17 protein-coding genes are annotated in these 18,295 nt (G+C 64.0%); 8 read left to right on the top strand and 9 right to left on the bottom strand.

Translation table 11 applies throughout. From position 1 onward, the window contains the following. The first annotated feature begins 7 nt into the window (after positions 1-7). Both ACVWZ4_RS29725 and ACVWZ4_RS29730 read left to right on the top strand, forming a co-directional pair. Positions 8-784 carry a TatD family hydrolase gene (locus ACVWZ4_RS29725; protein ID WP_456741721.1) on the top strand — a complete coding sequence of 259 codons (777 nt, stop codon included), beginning with the start codon at positions 8-10 and terminating at the stop codon, positions 782-784. A 13-nt stretch (positions 785-797) separates the two neighbouring features. After that, positions 798-1,595 (top strand): MBL fold metallo-hydrolase, encoded by a 798-nt coding sequence (locus ACVWZ4_RS29730; RefSeq protein ID WP_456703564.1) that lies wholly within the window; start codon positions 798-800, stop codon positions 1,593-1,595. Positions 1,596-1,608: 13 nt separating this feature from the next. Here ACVWZ4_RS29730 and ACVWZ4_RS29735 read toward each other — a convergent pair whose 3' ends face one another. From ACVWZ4_RS29735 to ACVWZ4_RS29745, 3 genes are read right to left on the bottom strand one after another with little or no spacing between them, the layout of a single operon-like run. After that, the gene (locus ACVWZ4_RS29735) at positions 1,609-3,258 is read right to left on the bottom strand and encodes an acyl-CoA synthetase (protein ID WP_456703563.1); all 1,650 of its coding nucleotides are present in this window, start codon (positions 3,256-3,258) and stop codon (positions 1,609-1,611) included. 25 nt (positions 3,259-3,283) lie between these two features. Next, positions 3,284-5,173, bottom strand: a complete 1,890-nt coding sequence (locus ACVWZ4_RS29740; protein WP_456703562.1) for a TRAP transporter large permease — start codon at positions 5,171-5,173, stop codon at positions 3,284-3,286. A 15-nt stretch (positions 5,174-5,188) separates the two neighbouring features. Continuing rightward, positions 5,189-6,208 carry a TRAP transporter substrate-binding protein gene (locus ACVWZ4_RS29745; protein ID WP_456703561.1) on the bottom strand — a complete coding sequence of 340 codons (1,020 nt, stop codon included), beginning with the start codon at positions 6,206-6,208 and terminating at the stop codon, positions 5,189-5,191. A gap of 277 nt (positions 6,209-6,485) precedes the next feature. Between ACVWZ4_RS29745 and ACVWZ4_RS29750 the strand changes: the two genes are divergently transcribed. Continuing rightward, the gene (locus ACVWZ4_RS29750; protein WP_456703560.1) at positions 6,486-7,769 is read left to right on the top strand and encodes an ISNCY family transposase; all 1,284 of its coding nucleotides are present in this window, start codon (positions 6,486-6,488) and stop codon (positions 7,767-7,769) included. A 314-nt stretch (positions 7,770-8,083) separates the two neighbouring features. Continuing rightward, positions 8,084-9,367, top strand: a complete 1,284-nt coding sequence (locus ACVWZ4_RS29755; RefSeq protein WP_456790418.1) for an ISNCY family transposase — start codon at positions 8,084-8,086, stop codon at positions 9,365-9,367. A gap of 514 nt (positions 9,368-9,881) precedes the next feature. On the opposite strand, the gene ACVWZ4_RS29760 is transcribed toward ACVWZ4_RS29755, so the two are convergent. From ACVWZ4_RS29760 to ACVWZ4_RS29770, 3 genes are all read right to left on the bottom strand, one after another. After that, positions 9,882-10,547: a methionine ABC transporter permease gene (locus tag ACVWZ4_RS29760; protein ID WP_456735119.1), complete on the bottom strand. Its 666-nt coding sequence runs from the start codon at positions 10,545-10,547 to the stop codon at positions 9,882-9,884. Then, positions 10,537-11,658 (bottom strand): methionine ABC transporter ATP-binding protein, encoded by a 1,122-nt coding sequence (locus ACVWZ4_RS29765; RefSeq protein ID WP_456741722.1) that lies wholly within the window; start codon positions 11,656-11,658, stop codon positions 10,537-10,539. Before ACVWZ4_RS29765 ends, ACVWZ4_RS29760 begins: the two co-directional genes overlap by 11 nt. A 305-nt stretch (positions 11,659-11,963) precedes the next feature. Further along, on the bottom strand, positions 11,964-12,770 hold the full coding sequence (locus ACVWZ4_RS29770) for an enoyl-CoA hydratase/isomerase family protein (RefSeq protein ID WP_456735118.1): 807 nt from the start codon (positions 12,768-12,770) through the stop codon (positions 11,964-11,966). A gap of 123 nt (positions 12,771-12,893) precedes the next feature. Between ACVWZ4_RS29770 and nthA the strand changes: the two genes are divergently transcribed. The 3 genes from nthA to ACVWZ4_RS29785 are packed head-to-tail and all read left to right on the top strand — an operon-like array spanning position 12,894 to position 14,559. After that, on the top strand, positions 12,894-13,526 hold the full coding sequence (gene nthA / locus ACVWZ4_RS29775; protein ID WP_456705282.1) for a nitrile hydratase subunit alpha: 633 nt from the start codon (positions 12,894-12,896) through the stop codon (positions 13,524-13,526). Next, positions 13,523-14,182, top strand: coding sequence for a nitrile hydratase subunit beta (nthB, locus tag ACVWZ4_RS29780; RefSeq protein ID WP_456763646.1), 660 nt, complete (start codon positions 13,523-13,525; stop codon positions 14,180-14,182). The genes nthA and nthB overlap by 4 nt, the downstream gene beginning before the upstream one ends. Further along, positions 14,179-14,559, top strand: a complete 381-nt coding sequence (locus tag ACVWZ4_RS29785) for a nitrile hydratase accessory protein (protein WP_456741724.1) — start codon at positions 14,179-14,181, stop codon at positions 14,557-14,559. Before nthB ends, ACVWZ4_RS29785 begins: the two co-directional genes overlap by 4 nt. A 263-nt stretch (positions 14,560-14,822) precedes the next feature. On the opposite strand, the gene queC is transcribed toward ACVWZ4_RS29785, so the two are convergent. Next, entirely contained in the window at positions 14,823-15,536 is a 714-nt protein-coding gene (gene queC, locus ACVWZ4_RS29790; RefSeq protein WP_456741725.1) for a 7-cyano-7-deazaguanine synthase QueC, read from the bottom strand. Positions 15,537-15,662: 126 nt separating this feature from the next. Here queC and mazG point away from each other — a divergent pair, with 126 nt between their 5' ends. Then, complete coding sequence (gene mazG / locus ACVWZ4_RS29795; RefSeq protein ID WP_456703553.1) at positions 15,663-16,517, top strand: nucleoside triphosphate pyrophosphohydrolase; 855 nt, start codon at positions 15,663-15,665, stop codon at positions 16,515-16,517. A gap of 55 nt (positions 16,518-16,572) precedes the next feature. Here the strand turns inward: mazG and hflX are convergent, their stop codons facing one another. After that, positions 16,573-17,955: a GTPase HflX gene (hflX, locus tag ACVWZ4_RS29800; RefSeq protein ID WP_456703552.1), complete on the bottom strand. Its 1,383-nt coding sequence runs from the start codon at positions 17,953-17,955 to the stop codon at positions 16,573-16,575. A gap of 11 nt (positions 17,956-17,966) precedes the next feature. Continuing rightward, positions 17,967-18,215 (bottom strand): RNA chaperone Hfq, encoded by a 249-nt coding sequence (gene hfq / locus ACVWZ4_RS29805; RefSeq protein ID WP_007591126.1) that lies wholly within the window; start codon positions 18,213-18,215, stop codon positions 17,967-17,969. Between the last annotated feature and the right edge of the window lie 80 nt (positions 18,216-18,295).

An 18,295-nucleotide genomic window follows, 5' to 3' on the forward strand; every position in this document is an offset into this window, starting at 1 on the left:
CATAACGATGCTGGTCGACAGTCACTGTCATCTGGATTTTCCGGACTTTGCGGAAGACCTCGACGGGATCGTATCGCGCGCCCGCACGGCCGGGATCGGCCGCATGGTCACGATCTCGACGCGGGTGCGAAAGCTCGATCAGCTTCTCGCCATCTCCGGGCGTTATGACGACGTCTATTGCTCGGTCGGGACCCATCCGCACAACGCGGATGAGGAAGACGGCATTTCGGCGGACGAGCTGATCGCCCTGACGCAGCATCCCAAGGTCGTCGCGCTCGGCGAGGCCGGGCTCGACTATTTCTACGACGACGGCTCGCCGGAAGCGCAGGCGAGGGGCTTTCGTGCTCATATTGCCGCCGCGCGCGCCACGGGCCTGCCGCTGGTGATCCACACCCGCGAAGCGGATGAGGACTGCGCCCGCATCCTCGAAGAGGAGGCGGCCAAGGGATCGTTTCGCGCCGTGCTGCATTGTTACACGGGCGGGCGCGAGCTGGCGCTGAAGGCGGTATCGCTCGGGCTCTACATCGGCTTCACGGGCATCCTGACCTTCAAGAAGTCGGACACCTTGCGTGCGCTCGCGGCTGAGCTGCCGCCCGAGCGTATTCTGGTTGAAACCGACTCGCCCTATCTTGCGCCGGGCAAGTTCCGTGGCAAGCGCAACGAGCCGGCCTATGTGGTCGAGGTCGCCAAGGTGCTGGCCGAGACGCGCGGCGTGTCGTTTGACGAGATCTCACGCCAGACCAGCGAAAACTTCTTCCGCCTGTTCTCCAAGGTGAAAGCTTGAGATTGGGAGCCGCATGACACTGACGCTGACGATCCTGGGCTGCGGCTCCTCCGCCGGCGTGCCGCGCCCGGCGCTCGGCTGGGGCGCCTGCGATCCCAGCAATCCCAAGAACCGCCGCCGCCGCTGCTCGCTGCTGGTCGAGAAAACGTCAAGCCACGGCACCACGCGCATTGTGATCGATACCTCGCCGGATCTGCGCGAGCAACTCATCGATACCAATGTCGACCACATCGACGCGGTGTTCCTGACCCATGAGCATGCGGACCAGACCCATGGCATGGACGATCTGCGCTCCGTCGTTCTCCACATGCGCAAGCGCATTCCGACCTATTTCAATCAGTCGACTGCGAAGGACATCATGGCGCGGTTCTCCTACTGCTTCATCTCGCCGGAGGGCAGCGACTATCCGCCGATCCTGACGCGGCATTCGATCGAGGCCGGCGGGAGCCAAATCGTTATCGGCAAGGGCGGGGACGTGACCATGACCGCCTTCCTGGTCCAGCACGGCCAGATCCCCGCGCTCGGCTATCGCATTGGCAACGCCGCCTACACGCCCGACCTCAACGACATCCCGCGCGAGAGCTGGGGTGCCCTGGAAAACCTCGATCTCTGGATCGTAGACGGCCTGCGCTACACCCAGCATGTCAGCCATTTCAGCATCAACGACGCGCTGTCCTGGATCGAACGCTTCAAGCCGAAGCGCGCCGTCATCACCAACATGACGGCCGACGTCGATTACGAGGTGATCCGGCAGACGCTGCCCGCGGGCGTGGTGCCGGCTTACGACGGGATGCGGCTGGAGACGCACTAGGTGCGCGTTCAACTCAGGCAGTAATCGCCTTGGTCGAACCGACCTCATTGCGCAGCAGGAATTTCTGGATCTTTCCCGTCGACGTCTTCGGAATCGGTCCGAACACGACGGCCTTCGGCGTCTTGAAGCCGCTCATCTGCGTGCGGCAGAACGCGATGATGTCGGCCTCGGTCGCGCTGGCGCCGTCCTTGAGCTCGACGAAAGCACAGGGCACTTCGCCCCATTTCGGATCGGGCTTGGCGACGACGGCCGCGAACAGCACGGCCGGGTGCTTGTAGAGAATGTCCTCGACCTCGACGGAGGAAATGTTCTCGCCGCCGGAGATGATGATGTCCTTGGAGCGATCCTTGATCGTGACGTAGCCGTGCTCGTCAAGCACGCCAAGGTCGCCGGTGTGAAACCAGCCGCCCTCGAACGCTTCCTTCGTGGCCTTCTCGTTCTTCAGATACCCCTTCATCACGATGTTGCCGCGGAACATCACCTCGCCGATGGTTTCGCCGTCGCGCGGCACCTCGTGCATGGTTTGCGGATTGATGACGGTGACAGCTTCCTCGAGCGGGTAGGGCACGCCCTGCCGCCGCTTCATGCGCGCGCGCTCCGCGGCGGGGAGATCGTCCCAGCCGGGCTGCTCGGCACAGACGGAAGCGGGGCCGTAGACCTCGGTGAGGCCATACACATGCGTGAGCTTGATGCCGATGCTCTCCGCCCCTTCGAGCACGGCGACCGGCGGTGCGGCGCCGGCGATCAGCCCGACGACGCGGGGTGCAGCGTCGCCGTTCGGCGCATCGGGCGCATTGATCAGCGTGTTGTAGACGATCGGCGCGCCACACATGTGGGTGACGCCGTGCTGCCTGATCAGCTCGAAGATTTTGGTCGGCTCGATCTTGCGCAGGCAGACATTGATGCCGGCGGCGGCCGCAAGGGTCCAGGGAAAGCACCAGCCATTGCAATGGAACATCGGCAACGTCCAGAGATAGACCGGATGCTGACCGAGATTGCCGGCGAGGATGTTGCTGACGGCGTTGAGGTAGGCGCCGCGATGATGGGTGACGACGCCCTTGGGATTGCCTGTTGTGCCTGAAGTGTAGCTCAGTGCGATCGCATCCCATTCGTCTTGCGGCGGGATCGCCGTGAAGTTCGGATCGCCTTGCGCGACGGCGGCTTCGTATTCGATCTCGCCGATGCGCTTGCCGCCCGTGAAGGCGGCATCGTCGACGTCGATCACGAAAGGCTTCGGGCCGCTCATTTGCGCGAGCGCATCGGTGATCACGCGCGAGAATTCGGGGTCGACCAGAATGATTTTCGCGCCGCCATGATCGAGCTGAAATGCGATCGAGGGCGCATCGAGGCGGATGTTGAGCGCGTTGAGCACGGCGCCCGTCATCGGAACGGCAAAGTGCGCCTCGTTCATCGCTGGGATGTTGGGCAGCATCACAGCAACAGTATCGCCGACGCCGACGCCTTTGCCGGCGAGCCAGGAGGCAAAGCGCTTGCAGCGCTCATGCGTCTGGGCCCAGGTGAAGCTGCGCGCCTCATAGACCGTGCTGATGTGATCGGGATAGACGGCAGCGCTGCGTGCGAGGAAGCTGAGCGGCGACAGCGGCACGTAATTGGCGGGGGTTTTGTCGAGGCCGATATTGTACTGGTTGTGCCGGTCGCTCATCGACCCCTCCTTCACGTCGCGCGGGTTACAGGAATCCGATCGATATCCAGGGGAAGACCGCGACGACGATCAATCCCAGCATCAGCGCCAGCAGATAACCCCAGATCGGCCTGATGCCCTCGGCTGGATCGACCCTTCCGATGGCGCAGGCGGCATAATAGCCGACTCCGAATGGCGGGGCGAATAGGCCGATACCCATCGCCAGAATGATGATCATGGCGTAGTGCACCTCGTGCACGCCGACGAGGCGCGCGATCGGAAACAGCAGCGGCCCGAACAGCACGATCGCGGGGATGCCTTCCAGCACGCTGCCGAGCACCGTGAAAGCCAGGATGGACACGGCGATGAAGGTCGCGGCTCCGCCCGGCAATCCGGTCATGGCGGATGCCAGCGAGCGCGAGAAGCCCGACTGCGTCAGGCCCCAGGCCATGCCGGTGGCCGTGCCGATGATCAGCAGGATCGCACCCGACAGCGCTGCGGTCTCGACCAGCATTGGAAACAGCCGCCGCCAGTTGAAGCGGCGGTAGACGAGAAGACCGACCAGCGCACCATAGACGATGCCGATCGTCGAGACTTCGGTAGCGGTCGCGATGCCCTCGACCACGGCGTAGCGGATCACGAACGGCAGCGCGAGCGCGGGCAGGGCGATGACGAAGGTCTTGCCGATTTCGGCCGCGGTCGCGCGGCGGACATGGCTCATGTCCTCGCCACGATAGCGCCACCACACCAGCGTGCAGAGGGTGATCGCGAGCACGACGCCGGGCAGGAGTCCGCCAGTGAAAAGCGCCGCGATCGAGACGCCGGTGACCGATCCGATCGTGATCAGCACGAGGCTCGGCGGAATGGTCTCGGTCTGGGCACCGGTGGCCGCAAGCAGCGCGACGAGATCTCCGGGCCGGGCGCCGCGCTGCTTCATCTCGGGGAACAACACGGGCGCGACCGCGGCCATGTCGGCGGCCTTGGCGCCTGATATGCCGGAGACCAGATACATCGCGCCGACCAGCACGTAATGCAGGCCGCCACGGACATGGCCAAGCAGGCTCGCCAGGAACGACACCATGGCCCGCGCCATGCCGGTCATCTCGATCAGCAATCCCAGGAACACGAATAGCGGCACCGAGAGCAGGATGAGATGGCTCATGCCCTCGTCCATCCGCCCGACCAGCACCACGACCGGCGTGCGGGTGGTCAGCGCCAGATAGCCGAAGATTGCGAGGCCAAAGCCGAATGCAATGGGAACGCCGGCAAAGACGCAGAAGCCGGCGACGCCGACGAAGAAGATGACGAGGTTGAGATTGCCAAGCGGCCGCAACGAGGGCTCTGCCAGCCAGAACAGGCCGATCACGACGGCAACGGACAGCATGGCGGCCGCGACCATCCGGTAGTCCGCCGCGCGCAGCAGCCGCAGCAGGGCGAACACCGCCATCAGGCAGATGCCGGCCGGCAGCGCGGCGGCGCGCCAGATGTTCGAGATCTGAAGTGCCGGCGTGGTGATGTAGCTTTCCTCGTACGCATAGTCCCAGGACGGCCACACGATCAGCGCGAGGAACGCCAGCGCCGCGCAGATCGCGAACAGATCGAGATAGGCGCGCACCGCCGGGCCTGCGCTTCCGACGAGCGCGGTCATGCGCATGTGCTCTGAACGGCGGAACGCCACCGCTGCGCCCAGCATGGCCAGCCACAGGAACAGGATCGAGGCGAGCTCGTCCGACCAGATCAGCGGCCGGTGCAAGCCGTAGCGCGCGACGACGCCCGCAAACAGGATCCCGATTTCGGCGACCACCAGGATCGCCGCCGGGATTTCAACGGCAAAGCCGAGGACGCGCTCGAGCGACGCAAGCAGCGAAGGTCGGCGAGGGGACTCAACAGTCGCCTCGCCCGCCACTCCGTTCGCCTCGACTTCGATATGAGCCATGACGGCCCCAATGCGTTACGACAGCTTGCCGACGGCCTTTTCCAGCAGGTCCCAGGCCTGCTCGCCGTATTTGCCCTTCCACTCCGCATAGAAGCCTGCAGCCCGCAGCTTGTCGCGGAACGGCGCGATGCTGGGCTGGTTGAACGCCAGGCCCTTGGTTGCGAGCTCCTGCTGGAGACCGGCGTTCAGCTTGGCGGTATCCTCGCGCTCTTTGACCGCGGCGGCATTGATGTTCCTGGCGACGATCGCGCGCACGTCCTCCGGCAGCTTTTCCCAGGCGCGGCGATTGGCCAGGAACCAGAAGCCGTCCCACATGTGGTTGGTCAGCGAGCAGAACTTCTGCACCTCGTAGAGCTTCGCGGTCGAGATGATGGCCAGCGGGTTTTCCTGCCCCTCGACGATCTTGGTCTGGAGCGCGGAATACACTTCGGCGAAATTGATCGAGGCGGGCGCGGCCTCGAACGCCTTGAACATCGAGGTCCACAGCGGCGACACCGGCACGCGGATCTTGAAGCCCTTGAAATCGTCCGGACCGGTGATCGGCTTGGTCGACGACGTGGTTTGCCGGAATCCGTTGTCCCAGATCCTGTCCATCACCTCGAGGCCGGCCTTCTTGATCTCGCCACGGACATGGGCGCCGAGATCGCCGTCCATGGCCTTCCAGACGGTGTCGTAGTCCGGAAACGCGAAGCCGATGCCGTTGATGGAGGCCGCCGGCACCAGGGTCGACAGGATCAGGCCCGACAGCGTAAAGAACTCGACGCCGCCGGAGCGGATCTGGCTCAGCATGTCGGTGTCGGACCCAAGCTGGTTGTTCGGGAAGATCTGGAGGTCGAACTTGCCGTTGGTCTCGCTCTTGATGGCCGCGGCCATCTCCTTGGCGCGCACGTTGAGCGGATGGCTGTCCGGCAGGTTGTTGGCGTATTTGTACGAGAACTCGGCAGCCTGGGCACGGGCCACATGGGGCGCGCTGAAGCCACCAAAGACGGCGGTCGCGGCGGAGGCCTTGAGAAGCGTGCGGCGGGAGAAACTCATGGGTCTGCTTCCTCGAAAATTTGTTCTTGTTGTGAGATGCAAACCTATACGGACCGACGGCTCGAAGGTCATCTGCGATCTCGCGGAGCTCGCTTATTGCAGCCGGACAAGGTCGCGGCAATATCGGCTTTCGGAGGCCTCGATAATATATTCCATAATATACCTTATGCGAATTATGGATGTAAGCGCAATATAGAGATGACACCCCTCCGCAAAGTTGAGATGGCACTCCGCGGTTGGAATGCAGTTGCGGGGGACGGCAATCGTGGTGGTGTCTATGAGCGACAAGGAGTTTTCGCGGCTCAATATTTTGATGGAGGTACAAGCCGGGCGATTGCGGGTGTCAGAAGCCGCCACGGTGCTTCAGTTGCAACGGCGACAGGTGTTCCGGCTGCTCCGTTCGCTCCGCGAGCATGGAGCGGCAAGCTTGGCCTCCAAGCGTCGTGGCAAGCCCAGCAACAACCGGATGCCGGCGCAGGTGCGCGAGCTGACGATGTCGCTGGTGAAGGCGCGTTATGCGGATTTCGGCCCGACGCTGGCGGCAGAGAAGCTCAAAGAGAACCACGCCTGCCTGGTGTCGCGGGAGACGCTGCGCAAGTGGATGTTGGCGGACGGGCTATGGATTGATCGGAAGCGCCGCCTGCCCTCGGTGCATCAGCCGCGCAACCGGCGTGAACGGACTGGTGAGCTGATCCAGATCGACGGTTCGAAGCATTACTGGTTCGAAGGACGTGGCCCGGAGTGCTCGCTGCTGGCCTATATCGACGATGCGACCAGCCAGATTCTGCATGCGGCGTTCGTACCTTCGGAATCGACGCTGGATTATCTGCGCGAGACCAGGGTCTATGTGGAGCGTTATGGCCGCCCGGTTGCGTTTTACTCGGACAAGCACTCGATCTTCCGGGTCAACCATCGCGAGGCGGCCGGTGGCAACGGGATGACGCAATTCGGCCGCGCTCTGAGCGAACTCAACATCGATATCATCTGTGCCAACTCCCCTCAGGCCAAAGGTCGGGTGGAGCGCTCATTCGGAACGCTGCAGGATCGTCTGGTGAAGGAGATGCGGCTTGCCGGGATCTCGACGATCGCGGCCGGCAACGCGTTCCTGCCGGCGTTTATGGCGAGCTACAATGCTCGCTTTGGCAAGACTGCGAAGTCGGACCAGGATGCCCATCGCCCCGGTGAGGACCTGGCGCCGCTGAGCGACGTCTTTGCCTGGAAGGAAGAGCGCACGCTGACGAACAATCTGACGATTCAGTACGACAAGATCCTGTTCATGCTCGAGAACAACGAGGTCACGCGGCGGCTTGCCCGCCAGCGCGTCACGATCATCGACTATCCGGATGGCCATCTGGCGATCCGGCACAACGGGCGGGATTTGCCCTACCGAACGTTCGACAAGCTGCAGAAGGTCAATCAGGCGGCGATCGTCGAGAACAAGCGGCTGGGCGAGGTCTTGGCCTACATTGCCGAGCAGCAGAAGCAGCTGGACATGTCGCGCTCAGCCAAGGCGCCACGCCGTCGAGGCCAGGCCGAGCGGCACATGTTCAAGCCAACCTGACCTTCCAGGGCGTACCATCCGGTCGCGCGGCCGCTGCGCAACCCCGGCCAGCTCCGCGTCCGCGCGCCCTCCTCACCGATTTCCTGGTGACATTTCTAACGAGCGCAGGCGCGTCTTCAGGCCAAAAATAACGTCCATGCGCCCCGGTTGCTGTCAGTTCGGGTGACATTTCTACTTTGCACGCCGGGTGTCATTTCTGCCTTGCCCCGACAATGGATGTAAGCGCAATATAGAGATGACACCCCTCCGCAAAGTTGAGATGGCACTCCGCGGTTGGAATGCAGTTGCGGGGGACGGCAATCGTGGTGGTGTCTATGAGCGACAAGGAGTTTTCGCGGCTCAATATTTTGATGGAGGTACAAGCCGGGCGATTGCGGGTGTCAGAAGCCGCCACGGTGCTTCAGTTGCAACGGCGACAGGTGTTCCGGCTGCTCCGTTCGCTCCGCGAGCATGGAGCGGCAAGCTTGGCCTCCAAGCGTCGTGGCAAGCCCAGCAACAACCGGATGCCGGCGCAGGTGCGCGAGCTGACGATGTCGCTGGTGAAGGCGCGTTATGCGGATTTCGGTCCGACATTGGCCGTGGAGAAGCTGCGGGAGGTCCATGACTGCCGGGTGTCGCGCGAGACGCTGCGTCAGTGGATGATCGAAGAAGGCCTGTGGATTGATCGCAAGCGCCGCCTGCCCTCCGTACATCAGCCACGACATCGGCGCGAGCGGATTGGCGAACTGATTCAGATTGATGGCTCGCGACATTACTGGTTTGAGAACCGTGGCCCGGAATGTTCGCTGATTGCCTACATTGATGATGCGACCAGTCGGATCATGCACGCTGCGTTCGTGCCGTCGGAATCAACGCTGGACTATCTGCGCGAGACCCGGACGTATGTGGAGCGCCATGGCCGTCCGATCTCCTTTTATTCGGACAAGCATGCCATCTTCCGCGTTAACAACCGCGAGGCCGAAGGTGGTGACGGCATGACGCAATTCGGCCGCGCGCTGCACGAGCTCAACATCGACATCATCTGCGCTAACAGCCCCCAGGCCAAGGGCCGCGTTGAGCGATCGTTTGGGACGCTGCAAGACCGACTGGTCAAAGAACTGCGCTTGGCGGGAATCGCGACGATTGAGCTCGGTAACGAGTTTCTGCCGGGGTTTCTGGCGAGCTACAATGCCCGCTTCGGCAAGGTTGCGAAGTCGGACCAGGATGCGCATCGCCCAGCCGCCGATCTGACGCCGCTGAGCGACGTGTTTGCCTGGAAGGAGGAACGCACGGTAACCGGCAATTTGACAGTGCAGTACGACAAGATCCTATTCATGCTGGAAGAGAACGAGATCACACGGCCGCTCGCCCGTCAGCGCGTTACCATTGTCGATTACCCGGACGGCCGGCTGGCGATCCGGCATCGGGGGCGCGACCTGCCGTACCGCACGTTCGACAAGTTGCGGAAGGTCGATCAGGCGGCAATCGTTGAGAACAAGCGGCTGGGTGAAGTGCTGGCGTATATCGCCGAACAGCAGCAACTGCGCGATGAGGGTCGCAGTCAGAAAGCGCCCCGGCGCCGTGGCCAGGCTGCTCGGCACATGTTCAAGGCAACATAGTCCCTGCCCCAACCCGCAAATGCCACCGTGCTCGGAGCCGTCAATGACGGCCCTTTGGGCCGCCGCCTCCGGCGGTCTTCGATCATTGACCGCTCCTGCGCGCGGCGGCGCGCTGGGAGGCGTCGGGACGAGGGGCGTCCCGACCAATCGACCGCCTCCGGCGGATCGAACAAAGGGCTGCTGAGGCCCCTCGTCGCTGTTCAAGCCTGCCCCATACCCCTCGCTTGAGCGGCGGCGGTGTCATTTCTACTTTGCGGCATGGGTGCCATTTCCACCTTGCCCCAACAATGGATGTGTCCATGTGGATTTTGAAGCAACCAGATCCGTGGCTCCAAATACCCCGCTCCGCGGGTCTCGTTGGCGCTCGCGTCAACGCATGTCGGTGATGTGGCGACGGCCGGTTCTGGATCGGCCATTCGGTAGAAGCGGTCCGACCGGAGAACGCCGCATCCGGTCTCCTTCCGGGCTCCCTCAGGAGACGCTGCGGCGCGGCCGGCCGGCGGCGTGAGGTGGATCAGCGGTGACGCAGCCGCCGGTTGACCCGGCGCGCCAGATAATCGCCGGCACTCTGCACGAGTTGCACCAGTGCGATCAGCACGACGACCACCGCCAGCATCATCTCAGGCATGAAGCGCTGATAGCCGTAACGGATGCCGAGATCGCCTAAGCCCCCGCCTCCAACGGCGCCGACCATGGCGGAATAGCCGAGCAGGCTGACGACCGCGAGCGTCAGCGCCAGCAGCAGGCCGGGCAGCGCCTCGGGGATCAGCACCTTGAACACGATCTGGACCGGCGAGGCCCCAAACGAGGATGCGGTCTCGATCAGGCCGCCGTCGACCTCGCGGATCGCACCTTCGACGAGACGCGCGATGAAAGGTGCGGAGGCGATGGTCAATGGCACGATGGCGGCCGTCGACCCGATCGACGTGCCGGCGACCATTCGGGTGAACGGAATGATGGCGACGACCAGGATGATGAAGGGCGTCGAACGCGTCGCATTGACGACGATGCCCAGCACGCGATTGACGGTGGGCGCCGCGAACAGCTCGCCCTTCCGGCTGGTGGCGAGGAACACGCCGAGCGGCAGGCCGAACGCGGTGCCGATCAGCGCCGCGATGCCGACCATGTACAGGCTTTCGAAGGTGGCCTGGATGATCAGTTTGATGAGTTCAGGCGACATAGCCGAGACGCTCCGCCGAGATCTGAAATTGTGAGAGCCATGCCAGCGTGCGCGCCGCGGCGCCCTCGCCGCCGGGAATGCCGAGCACCAGCGAGCCGACATGCTGGCCGCCGATCTCGTCGATGCGGGCCGACAGCAGCGAGACGTCGAGGCCGAGCTCGCGGGCAAGCCGCGCGATCAGCGTGGCGCCGGCCCCTGCTCCGCGCACCTGGACGCGGATCACGGCGTGGCCGCCGGGCTCCTGCACGATGCGACCGGCCAGCGAGACCGGAAGGCTGTCGCCTGTGACCTCGGCCAGGAAAGTCTGCGTGATCGGATGCTTGGGATGGGTGAAGATGTCGGCGACGTGGCCGCGCTCGACGACGTGACCGGCATCGAGCACGACGACTTCCTTGGCGAGCTGACGCACCACGGACATTTCGTGGGTGATCAGCACGATGGTCACGCCGAGCTCGCGGTTGATATTCGCAAGCAGGTCAAGGATCGCACGCGTGGTCTGCGGATCGAGCGCGGAGGTCGCCTCGTCCGAGAGCAGCACATCCGGCCGCGTCGCCAGCGCGCGGGCGATGCCGACACGCTGCTTCTGGCCGCCGGAGAGTTCTGACGGGTACCGATCGTGCTTGTCGGCGATGCCGACCAGCGCAAGCAGCTCGCTCACGCGGGCGCGGATGTCGGCCTTGGACCAGCCGGCGATCTCCAGCGGCAGCGCGATGTTATCGGCGGCAGTGCGCGACGACAGCAGGTTGAAATGCTGGAAGATCATCCCGATCGAGCGCTGCGCCAGCCGCAAGTCGCGCCCCGTGAGCGCCGAGATGTCTCTGGCGTCGACGACGACGCGGCCGGCGGTCGGCTTCTCAAGCCCGTTGATGAGGCGGACCAGGCTCGACTTGCCGGCGCCGGAGCGGCCGATCACGCCGGTGATGGAGCCTCGCGCGATGGCGAAATCGATGCCTCGCAGCGCAACGACACCGGGCTTGCCGCGATAAGCCGGATAGGTTTTCGAGATGTTCTCGAAACGGACCATGGCATCCGGCTTGGCCGCGGCGTCCAGGATTTCGATCGGGTCTCCGACCACCAGCGATGGCTGCGCATTCATGGAAGCGGCTTTCATGCACGATGTTTAGCTCGCCCGCCCGACAGGCGCACGAGGTCAAGGTCGTTCCAAACGGCAGAAGGTGGAACAATGGCAGGCGCCGGCGACGCTGCGCTGCAACATATCGCCTTTTCCGGCCGTCTGCGCAATTTCAGATATTTGCGAGGCGTTGGGCTAAGTTTTCCCAATCCGCCTCACGGGAAGAAAATTCCTTTGCCACGGGGCAGTCTCCGGGCTGGTTGACCCGTTGACCGAGCCGTTGCCGCGCGCCGGCGATTCAATAGCCGCGCCTCTCATGCTCAAGGCGGTAAGGAATCCGTTGGCTACCTTCCTCTGAACTTAGCCTTGCGCCGAGTCAGGAACGCTTCGACACCCTCCCTGTGGTCTTCGCTGAGGCTCGCCAGCGCGAACTGATCGACGTCCATGTGACTGGCGAGATCGTCCAGCGCATGCGCGAGCCGGTTGACCGTCAGCTTGGTCATGGCAACCGCGAGCGGCGGCTGGGCGGCGACCTTGCGGGCCAGTTCCATGGCGGCATCGAAGGCATGGCCGGGATCGACCACCTGCTCGACCAGGCCCCATTGATAGGCGTCGTCCGCCGAGATGCGCTCATCGGCCAGGACCACGGCCTGCTTGGTGCGGGCCGGCCCGATCAGATGCAGCATGCGCGGGATGCTCTGCCAACTCATGTTCATGCCGAGCCCGATCTCGGGCACGCGCAGATGCGCATCGCGGCCCATGACGCGGAAGTCGAGCGCGACCGCCAACGCCACGCCGCCGCCGATGCAAAAGCCTTCGATCGCGGCGATGGTGATCTGCTCCATCTCGTGCCAGGCGTGTGTCAGGCGCGGGCCCAGCCTGAGATGCCGCCTCAGCGTGCCAATATCCATCTCCTTGCGCGAGCGCCCTTCGGGGTCCTTCAAATCGAAGCCGGCGCTGAACGCGCCCGAATTCCCGGTCAGCACAACGACCGACGTCGCCGCATCATCCTCGAAGCTACGTGCCGCCGCGGTGAGCTGGCGCAGCGCCTCCGGCGACAATGCGTTGATGCCGTCGTGACGATCGAACCGCACTACGGCAATCCGCCCCTCGGGACCGAGGCCTTTCTCGATCTTGACGAACTCTTTCACGGGCGCCTCCGAAGCCGATTTTTGCTCCATCGTAGCGCACATCAGGCGTCAGGAACATGGGACCAGCCGCGCCGCAACGAATGCTCGACAGGACAGGATCGTTGCGCTTAATCTTTCGCCGCCATGAGCCAAGATCACGACCACCATCACCACGACCATGATCATTCGGAACTGTCGGAAACCGAGTTGCGCGTGCGCGCGCTCGAAACGATCTTGACCGAAAAAGGCTACGTCGAGCCAGCCGCGCTCGACGCCATCATCCAGGCCTATGAAACCAAGATCGGCCCGCATAACGGCGCCCGCGTCGTCGCAAAAGCCTGGATTGATGCCGATTTCAAGAAGGCGCTGCTGGAGGACGGCAGCAAGGCGATCGGCACGCTCGGCCATGTCAGCCGCGTCGGCGATCATCTCGTCGTGGTCGAGAACACACCGCAGCGTCACAACATGGTCGTGTGCACGCTGTGCTCCTGTTACCCCTGGGAAATGCTGGGCCTGCCGCCGGTCTGGTACAAGGCGTCGCCCTATCGTTCGCGCGCGGTGAAGGATCCACGCGGCGTGCTCGCCGAATTCGACGTCACACTGCCGAAGGACACGGAAATCCGGGTATGGGATTCCACCGCCGAGACGCGCTTCCTGGTGCTGCCGATGCGGCCCGCGGGCACCGAAGGCTGGAGCGAGGAGCAGCTTGCCGAACTCGTCACCCGCGATTCGATGATCGGAACCGGCTTTCCCAGGACGCCCGGAGCGCCGTCTTGAACGGCGTGCACGACATGGGCGGCATGGACGGGTTCGGCAAGGTCGAGCCCGAGCCGAACGAGCCGATGTTTCATGAGGCGTGGGAGGCCCGCGTGCTGGCGATGGTGCGCGCGATGGGCGCAGCCGGCGCGTTCAACATCGACACCTCGCGTTTCTATCGCGAGACGCTGCCGCCGCATGTCTATCTCTCGAGCTCCTACTACAAGAAGTGGTTCCTCGGCCTCGAGGAGCTGCTGATCGAGAAGGGCTACCTCACCCGCGAGGAAGTCGCCGCGGGCCGCGCGATGCAGCCCGGCAAAGCGCTCAAGCACGGCAAGTTCGATCTCGCCAATGTCGAGCGCGTCATGGTGCGCGGCAAATTCGCCCGCCCTGCGACTGCCCCTGCCAAGTTCAACATCGGCGACCGTGTCCGCGCGAAAAACATTCATCCGACCACGCATACGCGGCTGCCGCGCTATGTGCGCGGGCATGTCGGCGTGGTCGAGCTGAACCATGGCTGCCATGTATTTCCCGATACGGCCGCGATGGAGCGCGGCGAGGATCCGCAATGGCTCTACACGGTCGTATTCGAGGGCCGCGATCTCTGGGGTGCCGGCGCTGATCCGACCCTGAAGGTCTCGATCGACGCGTTCGAGCCCTATCTGGACCCGGCATGACGAGCAGCATTGCTGTGGCTGCCGCAACGGCGGCCATCCCGAGCATTCCGCGCGACGACGACGGCCCGGTGTTCCGCGCCCCCTGGGAAGCGCAGGCCTTTGCAATGGCCTTGAGCCTGCACGACCGCGGCGTCTTCACCTGGCCGGAATGGGCCGCGGCGCTGGCCGACGAGATCAAGCGCGCGAAAGCCGCCGGCGATCCTGACACGGGCGAAACCTATTATCTGCACTGGCTTGCCACGCTGGAGGGCCTCGTCGCTCGCAAGGGCGTCGCGTCGATGGACACGCTGCATCGCTATCGCGATGCCTGGGATCATGCCGCCGATCGCACCCCGCATGGCAAGCCGATTGAGCTTCGGCCGGAGGATTTTGGGTAGCGCGTGCTGCTTCCTCCGTCATATCGAGGAGCCTGCGACAAAGCAATTTTGCGCTGGTGCGACGAAGCAATCCAGACTGCCCCTGCGGAAGGACTCTGGATTGCTTCGCTTCGCTCGCAACGACGGCGGAGAGAGGCCGGATTTTTTCCTCTGTCGTCGCCCGGCTTGACCGGGCGACCCAGTACGCCGCGGCCTTTCGGCTCAAGGACGGGCTCTGGAATACTGGATCACCCGCTTGCGCGGGTGACGACACCGAGTTTGCCTCACCGCACCCCGACAAACTCCCGCCAGCCCTTCGCCCGCAGGCTGCACGCCGGGCACTCGCCGCACCCATAGCCCCAGTCATGCTGCGCGCCGCGTTCGCCGAGATAGCAGGTGTGCGACTGCTCGCGGATCAAATCGACCAGCGCATCGCCGCCGAGGTCATGCGCCAGCTTCCAGGTCGCGGCCTTGTCGATCCACATCAGCGGCGTATGCAGCTCGAACTTGCGAGCCATGCCGAGTGATAGCGCTGATTGCATCGCGCGGATGGTGTCGTCGCGGCAATCGGGATAGCCGGAATAGTCGGTTTCGCACATGCCGCCGACGATGTGGGTGATGCCGCGCCGATACGCCAGCGCCGCAGCGAAGGTCAGGAACACCAAGTTGCGGCCGGGCACAAAAGTGTTCGGCAGACCGTCAGCACCCATCGCGATCGCGACATCGCGCGTCAGCGCCGTCTCGGACACGGCCGAGAGCGTCGGGATCGACAGCGTATGGCTCTCGCCGAGCTTTGCGGCCCAATCGGCGCGCAAGCCCTTGATGCCCTCGAACAGCCGGTCGCGGCAGTCGAGCTCGACGGCATGGCGCTGGCCATACTCGAACCCCAGCGTCTCCACCCGGGCGAAGCGGCTCAGCGCCCAGGCAAGGCAGGTGGTGGAATCCTGGCCGCCGGAGAACAGCACCAGCGCGGTTTGTGAAGCAAATGCGTCGCTCATGGCCCGCGCTTTAACACTGCTGAACGTATCAGCCAATCGGTGGAAATCGGCCCGTTCCCGAGGGTCCCGCTGGGAACGGAGGCCCGCTTTTGGCATAAGGTTTTGGATCCAGGAGACTGCCCCGCAATGACCCCTTCCCGCGATATTTCCCGCCTGATCGAGATCATGGCGGCGCTGCGCACGCCGGTGACCGGCTGCCCCTGGGACCTCGAGCAGGATTTTTCGACGATCGCGCCCTACACGATCGAGGAAGCCTATGAGGTGGTCGACGCCATCGACCGCGGCGATCTCGACGATCTCCGCGAGGAGCTCGGCGACCTCCTGCTGCAGGTGGTGTTCCACGCCCAGATGGCCGAGGAGCAGAACGCATTTTCCTTCGGCGATGTCGTCGAAGCGATCACGCGAAAGATGATCCGGCGCCATCCCCATGTCTTCGCCGACAAGGACGGCAATCTCGCGTCCTCTCACGTCAAAGAGGTCTGGGACAGGATCAAGGCCGAAGAGAAAGCCGAGCGCGCCGCGCGCCGGCCGCCCGAGGCAGCGCCACCCCGCAAGTCGCTGCTCGCGGGCGTCAAGGCCGGCCAGCCCGCGCTAACGCGGGCCATGGAGCTGCAGCGCAAGGCCTCCACCGTCGGCTTCGACTGGAACGATCCGCGCGCGGTGCTGCAGAAAATTCGCGAGGAAGCCGACGAGATCGAGGCCGCACTCGATCGCAACGACAAGGAGGAGATCGCGGAAGAGACCGGCGACCTGATGTTCGCGCTCGTCAACCTCGCCCGTCATGTCGATGCCGATCCGGAGGCCGCGTTGCGGGCGACGAATGCGAAATTCGAACGGCGCTTTGCCTATATCGAGCGCGCGCTGGAAGCGCAGGGGCGCACGTTGGAACAGGCGACGCTGGCGGAGATGGACACGCTGTGGAATGCGGCGAAGGGGAAGGACAAGCTTTTACAAGAGGAAGGCAATCAAGGCCGTCCCTAACTCCGCTGTCCGTTGAGCAAGAAGTTGCGCAACTCACGCGGCAGGACCGCGCCGTCTAGGTCGCAAGATGCGGCACCGCGTCGAACCTGTTCACCACGATATCCCGCTTGGTCTCGTCCACCCGCACGGTCATATCAAAACGGCCGTCGTGCAGCTCCTTCACCAGTACCTCGGAATTGCGGTGCAGCCAGGAGATGCCGGCGCCGTCGGCGGCGTCGATCGAGAGATCGAGCGTGGTGCGTTTGGCGGCGAGGCGTTCCTCGATCGCGGCGAGCAGCGCATCGATCCCCTCGCCTGACACGGCGGAGACCAGCATCGCCGGATGATCCTCGGGCCGGCGCGCGGCGATATTCAGAAGCTCTTCGCGCTTGTCAGGCTCGTAGCGGTCGATCTTGTTCCAGACCTCGATGATGCGACCGCTGTCATCTGGATTGATACCGAGCTGGCGCAGCACCGCGTCCACGTCGCTCTGCTGGGCCTCGGCGTCTTCATGCGAGATGTCGCGGACGTGCAGGATGACGTCGGCCTCAAGCACTTCCTCCAGCGTGGCGCGGAAGGCGGCGACGAGCTGGGTCGGCAAATTGGAGATGAAGCCGACGGTGTCAGACAGCATCGCCTTGCCGCCATGCGGCAGGGTCAGCGCGCGCAGCGTCGGATCGAGCGTGGCGAACAGCATATCGGCGGCCTGCACGTCGGCGCGGGTCAGGCGGTTGAACAGCGTCGACTTGCCGGCATTGGTGTAGCCGACCAGCGCGACGACGCGATACGGCACGCGCTGGCGGCCGGCGCGGTGCAGCCGGCGCGTCGCCTGCACCTTCTTCAGCTCGCCCTCCAGCTTGGTGATGCGCTCCTGGATCAGGCGGCGGTCGGCTTCGATCTGCGTCTCGCCGGGACCGCCCATGAAACCGAAACCGCCGCGCTGGCGCTCGAGATGGGTCCACGACCGCACCAGGCGCGAGCGCTGGTAATTCAGATGCGCGAGCTCGACCTGGAGCGAGCCTTCCTTCGTCTTGGCGCGGCGGCCGAAGATTTCCAGGATCAAGCCGGTGCGGTCGAGCACCTTGGCATGCAATTCCTTCTCGAGATTGCGTTGCTGGATCGGCGCAAGCGCGCAATCCATCACGACGAGCTCGACGTCGAGGCTCTTGGCGAGCGCGGCGATCTCCTCGACCTTGCCCTTTCCGATATAGGTCGCCGGCCGGATCTGGCTGATCGGTGCGATGATGGCATCGGCGATGACCAGGTCGATCGCGCGCGCGAGACCCGCGGCTTCATCGAGCCTGGCCTCGGCGTCGCGCTGAACATGACTCTCCGATTGCGCGTCGGCACTTCCCGCGCGCGCGCGCAAATAGGGGCCGATGACAAGCACCCGCCCCGTCTGCTTAGCCCCTGCCGGCCGCGAACGGTCGGCATCCCCGTCGAAACTCCGGGGGTCCAATCAGATCACTCTCAAGCCGGCTGATCCTCGCCGCCTTCGAACAGCTGGATCGGAGCGCCCGGCATGATGGTCGAGATCGCGTGCTTGTAGACGAGTTGCGAATGACCGTCGCGCCGAAGCAGCAAACAGAAATTGTCGAACCAGGTCACGATGCCCTGGAGCTTCACTCCGTTGACCAGAAAGATCGTCAGTGGCGTCTTGGTTTTGCGAACGTGATTAAGGAAGGTGTCCTGAAGGTTTTGTGCGCGGTCTGCCGCCATTGTTTTTTTCTCGCTTTGAGTTTCTTTTTATTGCGCCGGTTGCGGCCCCGTTTTCAAAATCGGGCCTTCGTCCGGTTGCC

Source organism: Bradyrhizobium sp. USDA 4472, assembly GCF_054058595.1.

Bases quoted from the DNA above. Each gene is read 5' to 3' on its own strand.
- ACVWZ4_RS29730 (WP_456703564.1), top strand. From the start codon at position 798: ATGACACTGACGCTGACGATCCTGGGCTGCGGCTCCTCCGCCGGCGTG.
- ACVWZ4_RS29735 (WP_456703563.1), bottom strand. From the start codon at position 3,258: ATGAGCGACCGGCACAACCAGTACAATATCGGCCTCGACAAAACCCCC.
- ACVWZ4_RS29760 (WP_456735119.1), bottom strand. From the start codon at position 10,547: ATGTCGCCTGAACTCATCAAACTGATCATCCAGGCCACCTTCGAAAGC.
- ACVWZ4_RS29755 (WP_456790418.1), top strand. From the start codon at position 8,084: ATGAGCGACAAGGAGTTTTCGCGGCTCAATATTTTGATGGAGGTACAA.
- ACVWZ4_RS29740 (WP_456703562.1), bottom strand. From the start codon at position 5,173: ATGGCTCATATCGAAGTCGAGGCGAACGGAGTGGCGGGCGAGGCGACT.
- ACVWZ4_RS29725 (WP_456741721.1), top strand. From the start codon at position 8: ATGCTGGTCGACAGTCACTGTCATCTGGATTTTCCGGACTTTGCGGAA.
- ACVWZ4_RS29785 (WP_456741724.1), top strand. From the start codon at position 14,179: ATGACGAGCAGCATTGCTGTGGCTGCCGCAACGGCGGCCATCCCGAGC.
- ACVWZ4_RS29750 (WP_456703560.1), top strand. From the start codon at position 6,486: ATGAGCGACAAGGAGTTTTCGCGGCTCAATATTTTGATGGAGGTACAA.
- queC (WP_456741725.1), bottom strand. From the start codon at position 15,536: ATGAGCGACGCATTTGCTTCACAAACCGCGCTGGTGCTGTTCTCCGGC.
- mazG (WP_456703553.1), top strand. From the start codon at position 15,663: ATGACCCCTTCCCGCGATATTTCCCGCCTGATCGAGATCATGGCGGCG.
- ACVWZ4_RS29745 (WP_456703561.1), bottom strand. From the start codon at position 6,208: ATGAGTTTCTCCCGCCGCACGCTTCTCAAGGCCTCCGCCGCGACCGCC.
- ACVWZ4_RS29765 (WP_456741722.1), bottom strand. From the start codon at position 11,658: ATGAAAGCCGCTTCCATGAATGCGCAGCCATCGCTGGTGGTCGGAGAC.
- nthA (WP_456705282.1), top strand. From the start codon at position 12,894: ATGAGCCAAGATCACGACCACCATCACCACGACCATGATCATTCGGAA.
- hfq (WP_007591126.1), bottom strand. From the start codon at position 18,215: ATGGCGGCAGACCGCGCACAAAACCTTCAGGACACCTTCCTTAATCAC.